We start from the raw sequence: 18,373 nt of genomic DNA, 5'->3' as shown, positions 1-18,373 counted from the left end.
GCGGCGTCAAAATGGCAAAGATATCGAAGTAAAATGGCCGCCGCAGGCAGTCATTCTGCCTGCAAGGGCATTTTACTTCGAGATCGAAGCCATTTTGGCGTCCTTCGGATTTGACCCATTTTGTCCATTGCCAAGTTGGCAAGCTTGGACTTAGAACCACTAAGCCCTGCGCGTGCCGCCTGGCACTGAACAGTATGGCCTCAAACCGCGAAGGAGGATTTAAGTGGTCCTGACCCTAAGTTTACCCGTTACCCTTACAATAGCCGCAGGTGCGGCATTGGTGAATATCTGGCTCATGATCCGTTGCGGTCAGGCGCGGACAAAAGAAAGCGTGTCGATTGGCGATGGCGGCAATGAATTTGTCATTCGCCGGATGCGCGCGCACGCGAACTTCGTGGAAAGCGCGCCCTTCATTTTGATCCTGATTGCTGCGCTTGAGGCGACAAGCGGAACGAACCAATGGCTTTGGGGCCTGGGCATCGTCTACATTGTCGGGCGGCTTGCGCATGGCCTAGGCATGGATGGCGGTTCATTGGGCAAGGGCCGGATGGTCGGCACGCTGACCACGATGATAACGCTGCTTGGCCTTGCAGGCTGGGCCTTGTGGAACGTGTACGCAGCGATTCTTTAAACTACCGAGCCGTTAGGGCCAGGACCACGTGAATCTGCCACAGCGGTGGTGGATTTAAATGGTCCTGGCCCTCAGCACATCGTCTGCGACAAAGGCGTTGTGCTTGCGCTCATAGCCAAATTGGCTGGTGGGGCCATGGCCGGGGATGAAGGTTACATCATCGCCCAATGGCCATAATTTTGTCGTGATGGCGTTAATCAGGTCGGCATGGTTGCCGCGCGGGAAATCGGTACGGCCGATGGACCCTTGAAACAGCACATCCCCAACAATCGCCAGACGGCTGGGTTGATGATGAAAAATGACATGTCCAGGCGTGTGGCCGGGGCAGTGAAGGACATCGAGCGTGAGATTGCCGACGGTCACGGTATCGCCATCGACCAGCCAGCGGTCGGGTTCAAAACTATGCGCCTCCATGCCATAGCGCGCGCCGTCATCGTCGAGCTTCTCGATCCAGAAACGGTCGTCCTCATGCGGGCCTTCAATTTTTAGCCCAAGCTCTTGCGCCAGCATCCCGGCTTGCCCGCAATGGTCGAGATGGCCATGCGTCACCAATAATTTTTCAAGCTGAACGCCCGTTTGCGCGACAGCGGCTTTCAATTTGTCGAGATCACCGCCGGGGTCAACCAAAGCGCCCTTGTTCGTTTGCGTGCACCAAAACAGCGTGCAATTCTGCTGCAACGGCGTGACGGGAATGATCGCGGCCTTTAGCGGCGGGGTCTTTGTGGGCGTGGATGTGACGTTAGACATAGATATTCATGTGCCGCACTGACGCGGCCGAGGCAAGTCTTCAAAGCCGCCGCCCTGCCCACACCACCCTGCCGATGATAGCGACGGTTGCGCCGTCCACATCTGGCCAACCGGGATAGGCCGGATTGTCCGACAACACCGACAAACGCCCGCTTGGTCCGCTGGCGAGCCGTTTGACCATCAGCGCATCATCCAGCCGAATGACATGAATGCCGTCGCGCAACGGGCCAGCCGCGGCGCGATTGTCGACCATGATGTCATCGCCATGGTTCAGTGTCGGCGACATCGAATCACCGTCCACCTGAATCAACGAGAGCTGCGCCGGATCCAGCCCCTGCTTGCGTAACCATTTTTCGTCAAAACCGATTTTGCCGGCCAGCGTTTCACGACCTGGAATCGCACCGGCACCAGCCGACGCGCCAACCGCCAGCTTTGGAATAAGCCGAATGCCCGTTCTGGTCGCGCCCGCGTTCGGCCCACCCAGCACGCTTTCATCCACACCAAAATATCGTGCCAATATCCCGCGCTCCGTCTCTGGCAGTTTTTTGGGTGACCCGCGTTTGATAAATTGTTGAATATAGGTGGGATTACGACCGATCAATTTCGACAGGCCAGCGAAATCTTCTGCGCTTTTCGCAATCAAGCGCTCCAAAACAGCCCTTGGGTCTTCTCCCATGTTGTTTCCTCCGGTTCGGTTGGAAATTTCCTAGACTTGTAGGATTTATCCTATCACCTTTGTTCTATATTTGTTCTTACTGATTCGGGCAAGTCAATCCGGGTCGATCATGGAGGAGACATCATGCACATCACGCGCCTTATTGAGAGGTTTCTTCGGGAGCAGGACCTGCCACCGACCAAATTCGGGCGCTTGGCTGCGGGTGATCCGCGGCTTGTGCTAGACATGCGCATGGGGCGAGAAATTAGACCCGAAATGGAGTTAAAACTGCGGCATTTCATGTCCAACTATGGCCAGCACGTCCAAATCCATGGCAGGAAAGCGATATGAGCATGCCGACACAGGCGGCCGCCCTGCACAAAGCCTTGCGCGCAATCATCCCTGTTGCCGACATTAGCATATTGCACGAGCGGCCATGGCACAGCCTCACCTTTTGCGGCACGCAGCTGTGCCTGTCGGTGCACATGCAGGATGGAACATGGCATGGCGACGCGGAGGCGCTATCGCAGCTTTTGTCAGAACATGAATTTGATTTGCCCCGCCAGATCGTCGCCGACATTGGGGTAACGCAGGCGGTTATGGCCAAAGGCGCGCAATGTTTGATAATCGATGCCTTGTTGCTCGATAGCTGATGCGCGGCGGCAGACATGCATGACAAGACTGCTGCCGCTCCGCAAAACTTGTGCACCGTCGCCATCGACCGTAAACAAGGGGCATGACCACACAAACCGCACCGACGTTACCGCGCATCGCCCCCGAAGCCATTGGCCCGCATCTGCAAAGCTATTGGGACGCCCTGACCATCTGGGTGCAGAATAATTATATCGAACTTGGCATTGCCGTGGTGGCGGCCATCATCGTGTTCGTTGCGCTGAGCTGGCTGAAAAGAATCGCCGCAAACATCGCCCGCGCCAGCGAGCACCGCGCCCATCTGAAATCCATCGTCGCCCGCACCTTGGCGCGGACGAGCAAATTTTTCCGCGTCATGGTGTCGATTGAACTGGTCAACCAAATTGCCAATGCGCCAGCGGCACTGACCCAGACCGTCGACATATTGTTCACCATCGCGATTGTCATTCAGGTCGCCATTTGGCTGCGCGAAATCATCTTGGGCTTGATTGAACGGCGCGCAGGCGAAGGCATTCATGAACATGACACGTTGCAAAGCGCGATGGTGCTGATCCGGTTGCTCGTCAGCTTTGTCTTGTTTGCCGTCGCTGCCATTGTGGTGCTTGATAATCTGGGTGTTAATGTCACGGGCCTTGTTGCCGGGCTGGGCGTGGGCGGCATTGCGATTGGCCTTGCCGCGCAAGGTATTTTCTCCGACCTGTTTGCCGCAATCTCGATCATTTTTGACAAGCCATTCCGGCGCGGAGACACGGTGTCCTATGACAACACCATTGCGCGGGTTGAAGTCATCGGCATGAAAAGCACGCGACTGCGTGCGCTGACCGGTGAAGAAAAAATTATCTCGAACAGCAAATTGCTCGAAAAAGAAATCACCAACAACACGCTGACCTTGTATCGGCGGGTCACTTTCGTGCTGACCCTTGTGTACCAGACACCCCCTGCCCTTGCCCGGCGCGTGCCGGATATTTTGCGTGCAGCGGTTGAGGCCAATGGCGCGCAATTCATCCGCGCGGGGTTCAACAATTTTGCCGCAAGCTCGCTCGATTTCCATGTGGTGTTCGACATTGAAAGCGATGATGTCGAAGAGATGTTTCAGGCACGCCACGATATTGGTATCGCGATCCTCGATAGCTTTGCCCGCGAAGGGATTTCTTTTGCCTATCCCACGCAGACGACTTTCACAGCCGCGCCCGATGGCAAGTTGGTGATGCCCTATGCCGCGCCGCCCAGTGCCGAGGCGCGTTCAAAAAGCTGATTCGCGGTTTATGGGTCAAAGAGCCGCTAGCATGCCGTAACGGCAAACAAGCGGGGCTTGTATTGCGCGTATCAAACCGCCACGATACGACGAAATTAGGAAGCAGGAGACTCCGTATGACCGCAATTACACCCGCCGAACTCGCGACCAAAATTGGCGAAAACATCGGCGTATCGGAATGGATTTTGGTTGATCAGGACATGATCAACAAATTTGCCGATGCAACGGGCGACCATCAATTCATTCACATCAACGAAGAAATGGCCAAGCAGACGCCGTTTGGCGGCACCATTGCCCATGGCTTTCTGACTTTGTCCTTGTTCCCGGTGATGAGCGCCAAGTCCGATTGCCCCAAGGTATCTGGCGTTAAAATGGGTGTGAATTATGGTGGCAACAAAACCCGTTTTCTCGCCCCTGTCCGTTCGGGCAAGCGCGTGCGCGGCCATTTCAAACTGCTTGAACTTGCCGAAAAACGCCCCGGCCAATGGCAGCAAACGCTTGAGTTCACTGTCGAGATTGAGGGCGAGGAAAAGCCAGCACTTCAGGCGGAATGGATCAGCCAGTTTTTCGTATAATTTTCACTTTAAGGAACCCCTCTCATGCGTGACGCAGTAATCATATCCACCGCCCGTACCGCCATTGGCAAAGCCTATCGCGGCGGGTTCAACGCAACGTCCGGACCAACGCTCGGCAGCTATGCGTTGGCCGCCGCTGTTGCGCGCGCTGGCATAGAAGGCGGCGAAATTGACGATGTTCTGTGGGGCTCCGCGCTTCAGCAGGGCACGCAAGGCGGCAATCTTGCACGCCAGGTGGCGCTGCGCGCTGGTCTTCCCGTATCGGTATCGGGCATGACAATGGATCGTCAATGTTCGTCGGGCCTGATGTCGATTGCGACCGCGGCAAAGCAGATCATTGTCGACAATGTCGATGTGATGGCCGCTGGCGGACAAGAATCCATCTCTTTGGTGCAAACCAAGGAGATGCGCGTTCAGCCAGACCGTGAATTGATCGAAATGCATAATGCCATTTACATGCCGATGCTGCAGACCGCCGAAGTCGTGGCCAAGCGGTACAATATCGGCCGCGATGCGATGGACGAATATGCCCTGCAGTCGCAGCAGCGCACCGCCGCTGCACAAGCCGCTGGCTATTTTGATGCCGAAATCGTGCCCGTGACCACAGTCATGAACGTCGTGAACAAGGAAACCGGCGAAGTCAGCCAGAAAGACGTGACCATAGCCAAGGATGAAGGCAATCGCGCCGATACGCAGTTGGCCGGTCTGCAAGCGCTTCAACCCGTGCTTGGCCCCGACATGACGATCACCGCCGGTAACGCAAGCCAGCTTTCCGACGGTTCATCCGCCTCCATCCTGATGGAAGCAAAACTGGCCGAGAAAAAGGGTCTCAACCCGCTTGGCCGTTATGTCGGCATGGCGGTTGCAGGCACAGAGCCGGACGAAATGGGCATTGGCCCTGTTTTCGCCATCCCCAAATTGCTTCAGCGTTTTGGCCTCAAGATGGACGATATCGGCATCTGGGAACTGAACGAGGCATTTGCGGTGCAGGTCCTGTATTGCCGTGACAAATTGGGCATTCCAAACGAGTTGCTCAACGTCAACGGCGGGTCGATTTCGATTGGCCATCCTTATGGCATGACGGGCGCACGCTGCACGGGCCATGCCTTGATCGAAGGCAAGCGTCGCGGTGCGAAATATGGTGTCGTCACCATGTGCGTCGGCGGCGGAATGGGCGCCGCTGGCCTGTTCGAAATCTTTTAATCGCACATAAAAAAAACAAGGAGCAGCCTCATGTCCGCCATTGGAGTTATCGCAACGTTGACCGTTGCCGAAGGCAAGAACGAAGATTTTGAGGCTGTTTTTGCAGAACTGGCTGCGGCGGTTAGGGCTTAGGGTCAGGACCACTTAAATCCACCTTCGCGGTTTGAGGCCATTTTGCTCAGGGCTATGCGGCAAGCGCAGGGCTTAGTGGTTCTAAGTCCAAGCTTGCCAAAGACGCCCTGGGCAAAATGGGTCAAATCCTTCGGACGTTAAAATGGCTTCGATCTCAAAGCGAAATGACCTTGCAGGCAGAACGACTGCCTGACAGCGGCCATTTCCCTTCGATATCTTTGCCATTTTAACGCCGCGAAGGTGGATTTAAGTGGTCCTGACCCTCGTGAACCGGGGAACGTATTTTATACGCTCACCCGGTCACGGTCCAACCCGCAAGTGTACAAAGTGCTGGAGCAATATGTCGATCAGGACGCCCTGACCGCACATGGCGCCAGCGACTATTTCAAGGCCGCTGGACCCAAGCTTGGCCCATGCCTCGCCGGTGCGCCCGATATCGAGTATCTTGACGCGCTATAAAGCAGATACGCCGCATTAAGTAGCGTCCCCACCAAATTACGGTGATGTTGTGGACGGCGCACTGTTGAGTTGATTCGAGCTTTCCGAACCTTCAGAATAATTTAATGCACTGTCATTGTGATTGCCGTAATTCGGTATACGCGATTCGGTTGTGTGTAGGAAAGTGGTTTTTTAACTGACTTGCTCCTCCCCATCGACTTGCGATGGGGAGGTGGCAGTTGCGCCAGCAACTGACGGAGGGGCCCCTCCCCATCGCAAGTCGATGGGGAGGATGAAACGGCAAACGCAGGCTTCACCACCGCATTGTCCCCGTCGCCCTTGAACGGATAAGGCGTCGCGCCAATCGCGGCATCCTCCATCAGGTGCAGTCGGCGCAACTGGCCGCCCTTTTCGGCGACATGCGCAAATATCTCTGGCGAGGCTGGATAGGGAATGCGCGGGAAATCGATTTTCAGGAACTGCGCATAGGTCGCGCGATAATCGGGCGAGTGCAGCACGCCATAGATATAGTCAAAGACCCGCAATTCGTCGGACAAACGCCCCTCACCCCCTTCAGGGGGAGAGGGGGCCAGAGCCATGCGCGAAGAACGATGGATGGCGCGCGGGGGTGATTGAGTATCCTCCCCGGCACGGGGAGGGGAACCATCCGACGGATATTGGAGGGGCACGCTCCGGTTCTCCTGCCCCTTCGATGTGGTGACACCCTGCACGTGCCCCTCCACCAGCTTCGCTGGTCCCCCTCCCCCGGTGGGGGAGGAAAGCCCCGCCCGCTCCCTGATCTGCGCATAGGAATTACCGTGACAGTGCACTAAATTATTACAGAATTACGGTGATGTTGTGGACGGCGCACTGTTGAGTTGATTCGGGCTTTCCAAACCTTCAGAATGATTTAGTGCACGGTCACGGTGATTTACCGTAATTCTATTTTACTCCCTTGGCCTTGCCGACCGCGGCGAGAATTTTTGGCATTTTTGAATAACAGAAGGATTGGAATGCCCGATCAATTGCATTCCAATCACCGGTATAGAACTCCCCCGCTTGAGAGGTGAATTCTTTGGCGAAGAACGCTTTCAACTCCGTCTCATAATCGTGCGCAGTCTGCCCATTGTCAAACCGTTGCTTGTGCGTCAGCTCCCAGCGGCAAACGGCCCGTTCGGGGAATCCCCCATTCACCTCTTTTAATCGCCGGGTCGCATCGTTTGATCGGCCAACTTTCACCAGCGCCTTACCAAGATGAGCACCAGTTCGTCCGAGAAGCGCCTCTGCGTTTGCTGACAGTTTCATAAGGTAGAGGAAGTTGTCACCGTCTTCATGTTGTGATGTGCGATCACCGAAACTTGGAGGAACACCTTTCGACGGTTTCAGTACCTCATTCATATGACCACTGGCGAGATCATTCGCCGCGATGGGCGGTTCACCGTAGACATTTACCTGCCGAACATTATGGCTGAGCGCCCTGCGCTTTTCCTCTGGCTCAAGCAGGACAGCCTTTGTCGTCCTCTCAAACCGTTTCTTGGTGTCATAGGCTTTCGGTGCGATGTTCCTTATGTGAACTCTGTTGATTACGCGCCATGCGCGAACGACCTTCAGACCATAAGTCCACCTCTCCTGAAAACCATGATCAATCTTCCACTGCCTTGAAGCTTCATTCTGCCGGTGCAAATCACGGCATCGTTCCAGTTTGATTTCCATGAATCCTAGTGCCTGCCTCTGCAGATCGGTGTCAGTGAGAGAGTCAACGGCGCCGTAGATGAGGACAAAATCTCCGTCATTCATCTTGGTCAGCATATCTTCGCGCTGAGCCTCATGTGTGAAGCCTATATATCCAGCCTCTTCCGGGTTGAAGCCATAAAAGGCGCGAACCCAGACCTGGCGGTCTTCGAGAGTGATTTCTCCCAGCGTCATCCCCACACCTTAGCTACCCGACGTTTTCCGGTCAATTCTGCTGTGAGTTTCGATATAATATGCGAGACCTCTTTAGGAGTGACGCCAAATAACGGTGACAGCAATTACGGTGATGTTGTGGACGGCGCACTGTTGAGTTGATTCGGGCTTTCCGAACCTTCAGAATAATTTAGTGCACTGTCGCCGTAATTCTTTTCTCAAAAAATCCCATAAAGAATTGATTTGAAATAATTATCCTCACGAAAGAAGAGGGCATCTGTGTCTTTGATCATCCAATTTGCATGATTTTTCAATGAAAAAACTTGCAAATTGATGGCACGGGAGCTATAGTTAGAATTGAGGATGATGAAATGAGCGCACTCGAAAACCTAAAAGGGCAATTGAAACAAGGCAAAGTCTATAGGCGCGCCGACCTAGAGCAATGGTCGAGCGCGGTTGATCGCCACTTGAAACAATTGGTTGCGGATGGTGCCTTGGTAAAACTATCAGGCGGGCTTTACCTATCCCCGAAAACCACGTCTTTTGGTTCTGCACCCGCCGATGATGAGACGCTTGTTCGCGCATTTCTAAAAGATGATCGCTTCATGCTCACGTCACCAAATTTGTATAATTCCTTGGGCTTAGGAACCACTCAGCTTTATAATGAAACCGTGGTTTATAATCACAAGCGGCATGGAGCTTTTAAGCTAGGCGGACGTAATTTTCGCTTTGCCATGAAGCCATATTTTCCATCAAAACCGACACAAGAATTCTTGTTGGTTGATGCGGTGAATAACCTGCCACAAATGGCGGAAAACGCAGACCTTGTGCTAAAGCAGATCAGCAAGAAAGCCACCCAAATGGACAGCTCGAAACTGGCAAAAGCCGCGCTTGAGTATGGCGGCGTTAGAGCAAGGAAATTCTTTGCCAAATTACTCCCAGACACTATACTCCGCTATGCTTGAGCGAGAATTCTTACACAACCATTCTGAATTTATTGATCTCATTCGAATTGTTGGCGATAAGATGGGTATTGACCCCGCCTTGGTCGAAAAAGACTATTGGATCATGCATTGTTTGTATGGGTTACAAACAATGGGCTTTCGGTTTGAGTTGAAGGGCGGAACGTCCTTGTCCAAAGGGTTAGGCTTAATTCACCGCTTCTCAGAGGATATCGATATCCGAATTGAGCCACCCGCAAACCTTGATGTCAAAACAGGCAGCAATCACGACAAAGTAGCCCACATTCAAAGCCGCAAGGATTTTTATGATTGGGTTGCAGGTGCAATAAAAATTGACGGCATTGAAAACGTCATCCGCGACATCGCTTTTGATGACGAAAAATATCGAAGTGGCGGCATAAGGTTGAACTACAGATCGACCACAAACCAAGTCGAAGGTCTAAAAGACGGTATCCTGCTAGAATTGGGCTTTGATGATATCACGCCCAATTTTCCACGAACGATAAGCTCATGGGCCTATGATTTTGCCAAAGACCAGGTGGAAATAATTGATAACAGGGCGGTAGACGTTGCTTGTTATCACGCGGGCTTTACGCTGGTGGAAAAGCTACAAGCGATTTCAACCAAATTCCGCAAGCAGCAGGAAGATGGCGCAATGCCGAAAAATTTCATGCGCCATTATTATGATGTGTATTGCTTATTGCAGGACAAAGACGTTTTGGATTTCATTGGAACCGACGCCTATCATGACCACAAAGCAAAGCGCTTTCCAAAGGCTGACAACCAAAACATCGCCGAGAACGAAGCCTTTATCGTAAGCGATGAAGCCACATTCAAAATGTATGAGGCAGCCTATCAGGCAACCAGTGCGCTTTATTATAAAGAGCAGCCAACCCTAAGAGACATAATCAATGCGATTCAATCAAGTAGAATTACGCTGATGTTGTGGCCGGGGACAGGCGTCCGTCTGTAAAGACAAACCCGCCCGGCCGATCATTTTGCAATAACGCAGGTCCATCAAGGTCAACCCAAGACGCCGTCTGCGCCACCAGAAACGCCGCCTGAATAGCCATGCTGGTCGACAGCATACAACCGACCATGATATCCATCTTTGCGCTCTCAGCGGCCTTACAGAGCGCCAGAGCCTCGGTCAGGCCGCCGGCTTTATCTAGCTTGATATTCACGCCCTGATATAATCCGGCGAGGCGCGGGACGTCCGCCGCAATATGGCAGCTTTCGTCGGCAAAAATGGGCAAGGGCGATGAAAGGTTGGCAAGCGCGGCGTCCTGTCCTGCGGGCAAGGGCTGCTCAATCATGGCAACGCCAAGTGTCTTTAACGCAGCCGCTTCGGCCATGATATCCACCGCGCCCCAGCTTTCATTGGCGTCCACAATGATACGCGCCTTGGGTGCGCCAGCGCGGACGGCGGCAACACGGTCGCGGTCAGCCTCGCCATTTAGTTTGAGCTTGAGCAGATTATAACCATTGTCCGCCGCGCTGCGCGCATCGGCATGCATTGCATCGGGCGTTCCCAAGGATATGGTGAAGGCGGTCTCCAGCGGCACGGGCGGCGATTTCATGCCGATCAATTCCCAAAGCGGCCGTCCGGTCTGCTTGGCCTCCAAATCCCACAGCGCACAATCCAACGCATTGCGCGCCGCGCCTTGTGGCAGGCGGGATTGCAAGAGCGCTCGGGCCAAGGGCAAGGCGTGCGCGGCAAGTTCGCTGGTGACGCGCGCGACCTCGCGCACGCAATTCTCGGCGGTCTCACCGTGATAATAGATCGCGGTGCCCTCGCCATAACCGATATGCGTGCCATCGCTGACCGCGACCACGATCAGGTCGACAAACTTCTTTGCCCCGCGCGCGATGGTAAAATGGCCATCCACCGGCCAGCGTTCGAGTGTGGCGTTAATATGCAAGGTCATCGCTGAAGACCCGCAGGAATCGGTGCTAGGCAAAACGCTATTAAGCAGGTCGAAATAGCGGGGGATATTTCGTCGCTCAATTGTGGCTGGATATCCAATCTTCGACAATGGGCGCAATTTTTTCGCGCCATTTGCTGCCGTTGAAAATGCCATAATGGCCGACTTCTGGTGCCATATGATATTTCTTGAACGCCGCAGGCAAGCCCGTTGCAATGTTCAACGCCGCCTTTGTCTGGCCCAGACCGCTGATATCATCGCGCTCACCCTCAATCGCCAGCAAGCCAATATCGGTGATGGCAGCGGGGTCCACCAAATGGCCGCGATAGTTGAATTCACCCTTTGGCAGCAAATGACGCTGAAACACTGTATCAACGGTTTGCAGATAGAATTCCGCCGTCATGTCGCAGACCGCCCGATATTCATCGTAAAATTCCTTATGCCGGTCGGCACTTTCGCCATCGCCTTTCACAAGGTCGGAGAACATCGACCAATGGCTCATCATGTGGTTGCCCAAGTTCATCGACATGAAGCCCGAAAGCTGCAGAAATCCGGGATACACGCGGCGGCCTGAACCCTTGTAATAAGGCGGCACAGTCGCGATCACATTCTGCACGAACCATTCATGCGGACGCTGGGTCGCGTGGTTATTGACGGCGGTCGGCGCTTCGCGCGTATCGATCGGGCCGCCCATCATCGTCAATGTGCGCGGACGCAGCGGATGATCCTTCGCGGCCATAACGGCCGCAGCGGCATAAGCCGGAACCGACGGCTGGCAGACCGCAAGCATATGCGCGCCGCGCCCACCTGCGTCGGGGCCAAGAAATTCAAGCCATTCAATGAGATAATCAATATAGGTTTCAAGGTCGAACCCGCCACCTGTCAACGGCACATCACGCGCGTCTTTCCAGTCAGTGACATAGACGTCATGCGTGACCATCATGCGCTCGACTGTGCCGCGCAAGAGCGTCGCAAAATGCCCGGACATGGGCGCGCAGATGAGAAGCCGTGGCTTTTCACTGCTGCCTTCGTAGACGAAACGCTTCAACTGGCCGAATGGCTTACCCGCAAGATTTTCTTCCTGAACCGCCAAAATTTTGCCGTCGATGACAACTTCATGCAATCCGAACGCTGGCTTTCCACGCGGCAGAACCGAATGGGCAAAAACTTCCAATGCCGAGGCAGCTATGGGTGCCATTCCGCCGTAATTAAAAGGCGAAGGCAGCGCGCTGAGCCATTCCGCCTGTTTTTGCGCAACCCAGCCTGCACCAGCAAGCCAGCCGCGTTGAAGGTCATATCCGGTGTAAAGCATATTTAGGCCTTTAATATTTCCATCGGCAGAATTCTGCCGCAATTGGATGTGGCTTTACGTGTTTATTGTGCATTGCACCATAGGAAAAGCATTTACATTCTCCGTGGCGGATTGTTACGGGTTCGGCGCACTGCTAGGCGAGCGCGATGACAAACGATATTTCCGAAACGCAAAGCATGGATACATCCGAGGCGGCCGAAGCAGTCCCGGCCAAGCCCAAGCTTAATTTTGGCAGTTTGCGCATGATCGGGCATTTCACGATCCGCTATCCCCGCCAGATCACCTATGCCCTGCTCGCGCTGATTGCAGCAGCAGCGTCTACGCTGGCCATCCCCTATGGCTTGCGGCTGATCATCGATGAAGGCTTTGTCAAAAATGGCGGAGATCCAGCGCCTTATTTCTATTTGTTATTAGGCATCGTCGTCATCATCGGCATTTCGACGGCATTCCGCTTTTACTTTGTGAGCTGGCTGGGCGAGCGTGTGGTGGGTGACATTCGTGTTGCGGTGCAGCAAAATTTGTTGCGCTTGGCCCCGCGCTTTTTCGAAGAAAACCGCCCTGGGGAAATCGCCAGCCGAATGACCGCCGATACGGCAATTATCGAACAAATTGTCGGTACCACTGTGTCAGTTGCACTGCGCAATATCTTTATTGGCGTGGGCGGCGTTACCTTGCTCTTCGGTCTCGCTCCAAGCCTGACCATATGGTTACTCGCGGGCATTCCGGTCGTCGTTTTACCAATCGTCTTTCTCGGACGGCGGCTGGAAAAGGCATCGCGTAAAAGCCAGGACAATGTCGCCAGCGTCGGCACAATCATCTCCGAAGCGCTTGGCGCGATCAAGATCGTTCAGGCTTTTGGGCAAGAAAGCCGCGAAGGCGCAAGATTTGCCGATGCTGTTGAAGCCACGTTCAATGCCGCGAAAAAACGTATCCGTTTGCGGGCATTTCTTACCGCACTTGTGATGGCGCTGATATTTGGCGGAATCACATTACTCGTTTGGGAAGGCACGGACCAAGTGAAGGAAGGCGTCATATCCTCCGGAACCTTGTTCGCGGTCGTCTTGTACGGGGCATTGGTCGCAGGGTCATTTGGCGCGCTGACCGAAGTATATGGCGACCTTGTGCGCGCCTCGGGCGCGGCATCGCGGCTCGCCGAGCTGCTGAACGAAGTGCCCGAAATTGCGCCCCCTGCTAACGCAGTTATCATGCCGCCAGCGCGCGGGCAATTGGAATTCCAACATGTTCGCTTCCGCTATCCCACACGGCCCGAGGTCGCGGCACTCGACGATTTCAGCCTGAAAGTATCGCCGGGGGAAACAGTTGCTGTTGTAGGGCCGTCAGGCGCGGGCAAATCAACTTTGTTCCAACTGGCGGAACGCTTTTACGACCCCGAAAACGGGACCGTGCGCATTGACGGTGTTTCCCTGACTAGCGCAGACCCCGCAGAATTCCGACGCCGGATATCGTTAGTGCCACAAGACACGGTGTTGTTCGCGGCCTCCGCGCGCGACAATCTGCGTTACGGCCAATGGGACGCAAGCGACGAGGCGATCTGGGCGGCGGCTGAAAAAGCAAACGCAGCAGGGTTCTTGGGTGATTTACCGGAGGGTCTGGAAACCTATCTTGGCGAGGGCGGCGCGCGGCTTTCCGGCGGCCAGCGGCAACGGCTCGCTATCGCGCGCGCCTTGTTGCGCGATTCGCCAATCTTGTTGCTTGATGAGGCCACGAGCGCATTGGACGCCGAAAGCGAGAAATTGGTGCAAGACGCGCTGGAGCGCCTGATGGTTGGGCGCACCACCATCGTGATTGCACACCGGCTGGCAACCGTGCGTTCTGCCGACCGCATCATCGTAATGGACCAAGGTAGGATTGTTGAAGAGGGCGATCATGCGACGCTGAGCGCTGCGGGCGGCTTATATGCCCGGCTCGCCAGCCTGCAATTTGATGCGTAACGGGATGAAATTATCCTTTGCTCCAGCTTAGGCTATAATATCAGGGACCAATTGGTCTTCCAGACGCCTGATACGGTCCTTCAAAATCAGCTTTTTCTTTTTCAGTCGCGCGATTTGAAGTTGGTCGATCAACGTTTGGGCGGAAAGCGCCCGGATGGAATCGTCGAGATCCCGATGCTCAATCTTTAGTTGTTCCAGTTGCTGCTGATAGCCATCATCGTTCATGCCCCTTTCTAAACAGACTGCGGCGAACAAGTCATCGTTAAAAAAAGGGCGCTTGGCCCAAATCTGAGTTTAGGGTCAGGACCACTTAAATCCACCTTCGCGGCGTCAAGACGTCCTTCGGATTGACCCATATTGTCCATTGCCGCGTTGGCAAGCTTGGACTTAGAACCACTAAGCCCTGCGCTTGCCGCCTTGCACTGAACAATATGGCCTCAAACCGCGAAGGTGGATTTAAGTGGTCCTGACCCTAGCTCGCGCCCCGACGATAATTATCGGCAAGACTCCAATCACAATTCGTGATTTACTCCGTGGTTCAGATCGCCGAGTCCCAGACTGAAGGAGAATGATGTGCATAATAATCATCTGTCCGCGCTTCGTAACAAGCATGCCGAACTCGAACAAAAACTGGAGCGCGAAGAAAACAGACCGTTCCCCGACAGCAGAACGGTTCTCGATCTGAAAAAACAAAAGTTACATCTTAAAGACGTTATACTGCATGAATCGGCATCAACTGGTTGACTAGGGTCAGCACCACTTAAATCCACCTTCGCGGCGTCAAGACGTCCTTTGGATTTGACCCACACTGTCCATTGCCACGTTGGCAAGCTTGGACTTAGAACCACTAAGTCCTGCGCTTGCCGCCTTGCACTGAACAAAATGGCCTCAAACCGCGAAGGTGGATTTAAGTGGTCCTTACCCTAAGAATAATTTGATACTGGGTATCGCTTGCCCTCTCGGTCTCTGCTAGGTGCGGCCTATGGAAAGCGCTACCCGTTCTGCCCGTAATATCCTGACTGGTCTGCACGAGGTGATGGCCTCGAAAAACCATGCGCAGGGTAAGCTGAATCATGTGGTCAACATCATCGGCGAAGCGCTTTCGAGCGAAGTGTGTTCGATTTACTTATTGCGCGATGGCGCACTTGAGCTGTTTGCGACGCGCGGGTTGAACCAAGCTGCCGTGCATATTACGCGTTTGGGTCTGGGCGAAGGTCTCGTTGGGACAATTGCTGAAAATGTCGAAACACTGAACCTGGATGAAGCGGCGGCGCATCCGAATTTCCGTTATGTCCCGGAAACGGGTGAAGAACGCTTTCACAGTTTTGCCGGCGTGCCAATTGTCCGCTCCGAACGTGCCGTCGGCGTGCTCGCGGTCCAGCATGTCGAGCCGCGTAAATATGAAGAGGTCGAGATTGAGGCGCTTCAAACCGTCGCCATGGTGTTGTCCGAACTCATTGCCAACGCCGACCTAATCGACGAACCAACTGCCCGGGGCGGCAATGAGACCGGCACGATTAGCCTCACAGGATTGCCACTTGTTAAAGGCGCTGCCGCTGGCGTCGCTATTTTTCACCAGCCAAATGTGCGTATCGAGCACACGGTTGCCGAGGATGTCGAGGCCGAGCGTCAGCGTGTCTATTCCGCCTTCGATAAAATGCGTGAACAAATCGACCGCATGGCGAGCCAGATAGATTTTGGCACAGGCGGAGAACATGAAGAGGTCATCGCGACTTACAAAATGTTCGCTTATGATGAGGGCTGGAGCCGCCGGATAAACGAAGCCATTGACAGTGGCCTAACCGCAGAAGCAGCAATTGAGCGCGTTCAGCAACGCACACGCATGCGCATGCGGCAGATTGACGACGCGCTGCTTGCCGATCGCATGCACGATCTGGAGGACCTGTCGAACCGTTTGCTGCGCATCGTTTCCGGGCAAATGAGCACCGCGGCGCAGCTTGGGCTGAAGAAGGATTCCATCCTGATCGCGCGCAATTTGGGTCCCGCAGAATTGCTGGAATATGACAAAAGGCGCCTGCGCGGTGTGGTCCTAGAGGAAGGCTCGCTTACGGCACATGTGGTGATCGTGGCACGTGCCATGGGTATTCCGGTTCTTGGCCGGGTGCGCGGCATTCGCCACAAGGTGCGCGACGGCGACATGCTGTTGCTGAACGCTGACGACAAAAGCGTTATCGTGCGCCCTTCGTCTGCGGCAGAAGAGATATTTCAACATGATCTTGTTGATCGGCAGAAGAAAAAAGCGCGCTATGCAGCGATGCGCGATGAAGCATCGGTCACTAAAGACGGGGTGCCAGTTTCGTTGATGATTAACGCTGGTTTGCGCGATGACATGTCAGCTTTGGCGACAACCGGCGCGGAAGGCGTTGGCCTTTTCCGGACCGAGTTCCAGTTTCTGATTTCGGCGACGCTGCCGCAACGCGAACGGCAGCAGCGCTTTTACCGGGATGTGCTTGACGCAGCCGGCGACAAGCCCGTCATTTTCCGTACGCTGGATATTGGCGGAGACAAGGCGCTTCCCTACCTCAAGGATGAAAGGAGCGAAGAGGAAAATCCCGCGCTGGGCTGGCGCGCGCTGAGGCTGTCGCTTGATCACGCCGGATTGATGAAGGCGCAGGCGCGCGCGTTGATTGAGGCGGCGGCCGGTCGCACGCTCAACGTCATGTTCCCGATGGTCTCTGAGCCATGGGAATTTGATGCTGCCAAGGCCATTTTCGACGGCCAGATTGAATTTCTGGGGCGGCAGAAAAAAATATTACCCAACAAAATTCGTTATGGCGCGATGCTTGAGGTGCCGGCTCTGGCCGAGACGCTCGACATCCTGCTGCCCAAGATTAACTTTCTGTCCATTGGTACCAACGATCTGACCCAGTTCCTTTTTGCTGCGGACCGGGCTGATCCCCGCTTGGCAGAGCGCTATGACTGGCTGAGCCCCGCTATACTGCGCTTCATCCGGCGGGTCGTTAAGGCTACCGAGGGCCATGACGTCGACGTCGCGGTGTGCGGCGAAATGGGTGGACGGACGCTTGAGGCGCTTGCCCTCATGGGCATTGGCATTCGTCGATTATCGATCACACCAGCCGCCGTTGGGCCTATCAAGGCCATGATCCGCTCAACCATTTATTCTGATGTCTGCGCAAAAATGGAAGAGTTGCTCGACAATCCTACAGAGAATTTGCGTGAAGCATTGACGGCTTGGGCGATTAGTCAAGGTATTGAAACCGGATAATTAATTTAGGCATAATCTTTGATTATCCGCAATCCACGTTGACATTATCTTTTTGATGCTCATTATCCGCCCGACTGCACGAAGAGGCGGGGGAGCGGGTCGTGGAGATTGCAGTGGACGAAATTCCTCGTTTGGAAGCGGAGCCTATGAATGTAGGCGAAGAACTTAAGTCCGCGCGCGCGCGGATGGGCATGAGCCTGTCTGACCTCGCCGCCAAGACACGCGTGCCCATGCGACATTTGGAATCGATTGAACGATCGGAATTCAGCGCCTTACCGGGACATACATATACTGTTGGTTTTGTTCGGTCTTACGCCCGCGCGGTTGCACTAGACGATATTGCGATAGTGAATGCGCTACGCGCGGAATTATCTAGCGGGGGACATGAAAGATATGAGGCCCCGCTCCAGAATTACGAGCCAGCAGACCCTGCGCGTGTTCCTTCCAAGACCTTGGCGTGGACCGCTGCGGCAGTTGCGGCGCTAGTTTTGGTCGCCTATGTGATTTTCAAAAGCTACGCATTAGACCCAACTCCAGCGCCGCCAACGCCGGCATCAGTCCCCACAACAGCACCGAAGGCGGCGGCCCCAAAGCCGGTCGCAACCCTGAAAGATGATACAGCCGCTGCGAATGTCGGCTTGGACGAACAAGCTCCTCCGCCCAGCACAGCTGTGGCAGCCACCCCAAATCAGTGAGACCAGTCATTACGGCCCGAAATTCCGATGAATTTCAATTTTTTTATTCCGAAATGCAGCGTTGGCCTTTATCGCGGGATTGCAGTAA

General features: G+C 54.5%; 20 protein-coding genes. 13 read left to right on the top strand and 7 right to left on the bottom strand.

Features of this window, described 5'->3' with window-relative positions; genetic code table 11:
• The first annotated feature begins 223 nt into the window (after nucleotides 1–223).
• Complete coding sequence (locus tag HEQ34_RS08720) at nucleotides 224–631, top strand: MAPEG family protein (RefSeq protein WP_366934856.1); 408 nt, start codon at nucleotides 224–226, stop codon at nucleotides 629–631.
• Nucleotides 632–685: 54 nt separating this feature from the next.
• Here the strand turns inward: HEQ34_RS08720 and HEQ34_RS08715 are convergent, their stop codons facing one another.
• Both HEQ34_RS08715 and HEQ34_RS08710 read right to left on the bottom strand, forming a co-directional pair.
• Complete coding sequence (locus HEQ34_RS08715) at nucleotides 686–1,378, bottom strand: MBL fold metallo-hydrolase (protein ID WP_296199730.1); 693 nt, start codon at nucleotides 1,376–1,378, stop codon at nucleotides 686–688.
• A gap of 40 nt (nucleotides 1,379–1,418) precedes the next feature.
• Nucleotides 1,419–2,054: a S24 family peptidase gene (locus tag HEQ34_RS08710; protein ID WP_296199729.1), complete on the bottom strand. Its 636-nt coding sequence runs from the start codon at nucleotides 2,052–2,054 to the stop codon at nucleotides 1,419–1,421.
• Nucleotides 2,055–2,380: 326 nt separating this feature from the next.
• Between HEQ34_RS08710 and HEQ34_RS08700 the strand changes: the two genes are divergently transcribed.
• The 6 genes from HEQ34_RS08700 (at nucleotide 2,381) to HEQ34_RS08680 (ending at nucleotide 6,308) form a co-directional block, all read left to right on the top strand.
• Nucleotides 2,381–2,686: a hypothetical protein gene (locus tag HEQ34_RS08700; protein WP_296199725.1), complete on the top strand. Its 306-nt coding sequence runs from the start codon at nucleotides 2,381–2,383 to the stop codon at nucleotides 2,684–2,686.
• Nucleotides 2,687–2,769: 83 nt separating this feature from the next.
• Complete coding sequence (locus HEQ34_RS08695; protein ID WP_296199723.1) at nucleotides 2,770–3,939, top strand: mechanosensitive ion channel family protein; 1,170 nt, start codon at nucleotides 2,770–2,772, stop codon at nucleotides 3,937–3,939.
• A gap of 116 nt (nucleotides 3,940–4,055) precedes the next feature.
• Nucleotides 4,056–4,514, top strand: a complete 459-nt coding sequence (locus HEQ34_RS08690; protein WP_296199721.1) for a MaoC family dehydratase — start codon at nucleotides 4,056–4,058, stop codon at nucleotides 4,512–4,514.
• Nucleotides 4,515–4,538: 24 nt separating this feature from the next.
• Nucleotides 4,539–5,717: an acetyl-CoA C-acyltransferase gene (locus HEQ34_RS08685; RefSeq protein WP_296199719.1), complete on the top strand. Its 1,179-nt coding sequence runs from the start codon at nucleotides 4,539–4,541 to the stop codon at nucleotides 5,715–5,717.
• Between the two features lie 30 nt (nucleotides 5,718–5,747).
• A complete protein-coding gene (locus HEQ34_RS14460; RefSeq protein ID WP_366934855.1) occupies nucleotides 5,748–5,849 on the top strand; it encodes an antibiotic biosynthesis monooxygenase in 102 nt (33 codons plus the stop codon).
• Nucleotides 5,850–6,089: 240 nt separating this feature from the next.
• Nucleotides 6,090–6,308, top strand: coding sequence for a putative quinol monooxygenase (locus tag HEQ34_RS08680; RefSeq protein WP_296199717.1), 219 nt, complete (start codon nucleotides 6,090–6,092; stop codon nucleotides 6,306–6,308).
• Between the two features lie 101 nt (nucleotides 6,309–6,409).
• Here the strand turns inward: HEQ34_RS08680 and HEQ34_RS08675 are convergent, their stop codons facing one another.
• Both HEQ34_RS08675 and HEQ34_RS08670 read right to left on the bottom strand, forming a co-directional pair.
• Entirely contained in the window at nucleotides 6,410–6,886 is a 477-nt protein-coding gene (locus HEQ34_RS08675) for a type ISP restriction/modification enzyme (protein WP_296199715.1), read from the bottom strand.
• 343 nt (nucleotides 6,887–7,229) lie between these two features.
• Nucleotides 7,230–8,213, bottom strand: a complete 984-nt coding sequence (locus tag HEQ34_RS08670) for a hypothetical protein (protein WP_296199713.1) — start codon at nucleotides 8,211–8,213, stop codon at nucleotides 7,230–7,232.
• 350 nt (nucleotides 8,214–8,563) lie between these two features.
• Between HEQ34_RS08670 and HEQ34_RS08665 the strand changes: the two genes are divergently transcribed.
• A complete protein-coding gene (locus tag HEQ34_RS08665; protein WP_296199711.1) occupies nucleotides 8,564–9,157 on the top strand; it encodes a hypothetical protein in 594 nt (197 codons plus the stop codon).
• Nucleotides 9,158–9,218: 61 nt separating this feature from the next.
• On the top strand, nucleotides 9,219–10,127 hold the full coding sequence (locus tag HEQ34_RS08660) for a nucleotidyl transferase AbiEii/AbiGii toxin family protein (protein ID WP_296199709.1): 909 nt from the start codon (nucleotides 9,219–9,221) through the stop codon (nucleotides 10,125–10,127).
• Here the strand turns inward: HEQ34_RS08660 and dgcA are convergent.
• Both dgcA and phaZ read right to left on the bottom strand, forming a co-directional pair.
• Nucleotides 10,087–11,082: an N-acetyl-D-Glu racemase DgcA gene (dgcA, locus tag HEQ34_RS08655; protein ID WP_296199707.1), complete on the bottom strand. Its 996-nt coding sequence runs from the start codon at nucleotides 11,080–11,082 to the stop codon at nucleotides 10,087–10,089. The genes HEQ34_RS08660 and dgcA overlap by 41 nt on opposite strands.
• A 76-nt stretch (nucleotides 11,083–11,158) precedes the next feature.
• Complete coding sequence (gene phaZ / locus HEQ34_RS08650; protein WP_296199705.1) at nucleotides 11,159–12,391, bottom strand: polyhydroxyalkanoate depolymerase; 1,233 nt, start codon at nucleotides 12,389–12,391, stop codon at nucleotides 11,159–11,161.
• A gap of 242 nt (nucleotides 12,392–12,633) precedes the next feature.
• Here phaZ and HEQ34_RS08645 point away from each other — a divergent pair, with 242 nt between their 5' ends.
• Nucleotides 12,634–14,343 (top strand): ABC transporter transmembrane domain-containing protein, encoded by a 1,710-nt coding sequence (locus tag HEQ34_RS08645; RefSeq protein ID WP_296199836.1) that lies wholly within the window; start codon nucleotides 12,634–12,636, stop codon nucleotides 14,341–14,343.
• Between the two features lie 27 nt (nucleotides 14,344–14,370).
• On the opposite strand, the gene HEQ34_RS08640 is transcribed toward HEQ34_RS08645, so the two are convergent.
• Nucleotides 14,371–14,568, bottom strand: a complete 198-nt coding sequence (locus HEQ34_RS08640) for a DUF465 domain-containing protein (RefSeq protein WP_296199703.1) — start codon at nucleotides 14,566–14,568, stop codon at nucleotides 14,371–14,373.
• Nucleotides 14,569–14,916: 348 nt separating this feature from the next.
• Here HEQ34_RS08640 and HEQ34_RS08635 point away from each other — a divergent pair, with 348 nt between their 5' ends.
• The 3 genes from HEQ34_RS08635 (at nucleotide 14,917) to HEQ34_RS08625 (ending at nucleotide 18,285) form a co-directional block, all read left to right on the top strand.
• Nucleotides 14,917–15,087: a YdcH family protein gene (locus tag HEQ34_RS08635; RefSeq protein ID WP_295489894.1), complete on the top strand. Its 171-nt coding sequence runs from the start codon at nucleotides 14,917–14,919 to the stop codon at nucleotides 15,085–15,087.
• A 238-nt stretch (nucleotides 15,088–15,325) separates the two neighbouring features.
• Nucleotides 15,326–17,590 carry a phosphoenolpyruvate--protein phosphotransferase gene (ptsP, locus tag HEQ34_RS08630; protein ID WP_296199700.1) on the top strand — a complete coding sequence of 755 codons (2,265 nt, stop codon included), beginning with the start codon at nucleotides 15,326–15,328 and terminating at the stop codon, nucleotides 17,588–17,590.
• A gap of 113 nt (nucleotides 17,591–17,703) precedes the next feature.
• Nucleotides 17,704–18,285, top strand: a complete 582-nt coding sequence (locus HEQ34_RS08625) for a helix-turn-helix transcriptional regulator (protein ID WP_296199698.1) — start codon at nucleotides 17,704–17,706, stop codon at nucleotides 18,283–18,285.
• Nucleotides 18,286–18,373 lie beyond the last annotated feature (88 nt).

Origin of the sequence: Sphingorhabdus sp. (genome assembly GCF_023910635.1) — a bacterium.
GTDB lineage: Bacteria > Pseudomonadota > Alphaproteobacteria > Sphingomonadales > Sphingomonadaceae > Sphingorhabdus_B.
The sequence above is the reverse complement of the archived record's forward strand: the minus strand, read 5'-3'. Positions and strand labels throughout refer to the sequence as shown.

Coding starts and splice junctions, on each gene's coding strand:
- HEQ34_RS08715 (WP_296199730.1), bottom strand. CDS start 1,378: ATGTCTAACGTCACATCCACGCCCACAAAGACCCCGCCGCTAAAGGCC.
- HEQ34_RS08710 (WP_296199729.1), bottom strand. CDS start 2,054: ATGGGAGAAGACCCAAGGGCTGTTTTGGAGCGCTTGATTGCGAAAAGC.
- HEQ34_RS08700 (WP_296199725.1), top strand. CDS start 2,381: ATGAGCATGCCGACACAGGCGGCCGCCCTGCACAAAGCCTTGCGCGCA.
- HEQ34_RS08695 (WP_296199723.1), top strand. CDS start 2,770: ATGACCACACAAACCGCACCGACGTTACCGCGCATCGCCCCCGAAGCC.
- HEQ34_RS08690 (WP_296199721.1), top strand. CDS start 4,056: ATGACCGCAATTACACCCGCCGAACTCGCGACCAAAATTGGCGAAAAC.
- HEQ34_RS08685 (WP_296199719.1), top strand. CDS start 4,539: ATGCGTGACGCAGTAATCATATCCACCGCCCGTACCGCCATTGGCAAA.
- HEQ34_RS14460 (WP_366934855.1), top strand. CDS start 5,748: ATGTCCGCCATTGGAGTTATCGCAACGTTGACCGTTGCCGAAGGCAAG.
- HEQ34_RS08675 (WP_296199715.1), bottom strand. CDS start 6,886: ATGGCTCTGGCCCCCTCTCCCCCTGAAGGGGGTGAGGGGCGTTTGTCC.
- HEQ34_RS08670 (WP_296199713.1), bottom strand. CDS start 8,213: ATGACGCTGGGAGAAATCACTCTCGAAGACCGCCAGGTCTGGGTTCGC.
- HEQ34_RS08665 (WP_296199711.1), top strand. CDS start 8,564: ATGAGCGCACTCGAAAACCTAAAAGGGCAATTGAAACAAGGCAAAGTC.
- HEQ34_RS08660 (WP_296199709.1), top strand. CDS start 9,219: ATGGGTATTGACCCCGCCTTGGTCGAAAAAGACTATTGGATCATGCAT.
- dgcA (WP_296199707.1), bottom strand. CDS start 11,082: ATGACCTTGCATATTAACGCCACACTCGAACGCTGGCCGGTGGATGGC.
- phaZ (WP_296199705.1), bottom strand. CDS start 12,391: ATGCTTTACACCGGATATGACCTTCAACGCGGCTGGCTTGCTGGTGCA.
- HEQ34_RS08645 (WP_296199836.1), top strand. CDS start 12,634: ATGATCGGGCATTTCACGATCCGCTATCCCCGCCAGATCACCTATGCC.
- HEQ34_RS08640 (WP_296199703.1), bottom strand. CDS start 14,568: ATGAACGATGATGGCTATCAGCAGCAACTGGAACAACTAAAGATTGAG.
- ptsP (WP_296199700.1), top strand. CDS start 15,326: ATGGAAAGCGCTACCCGTTCTGCCCGTAATATCCTGACTGGTCTGCAC.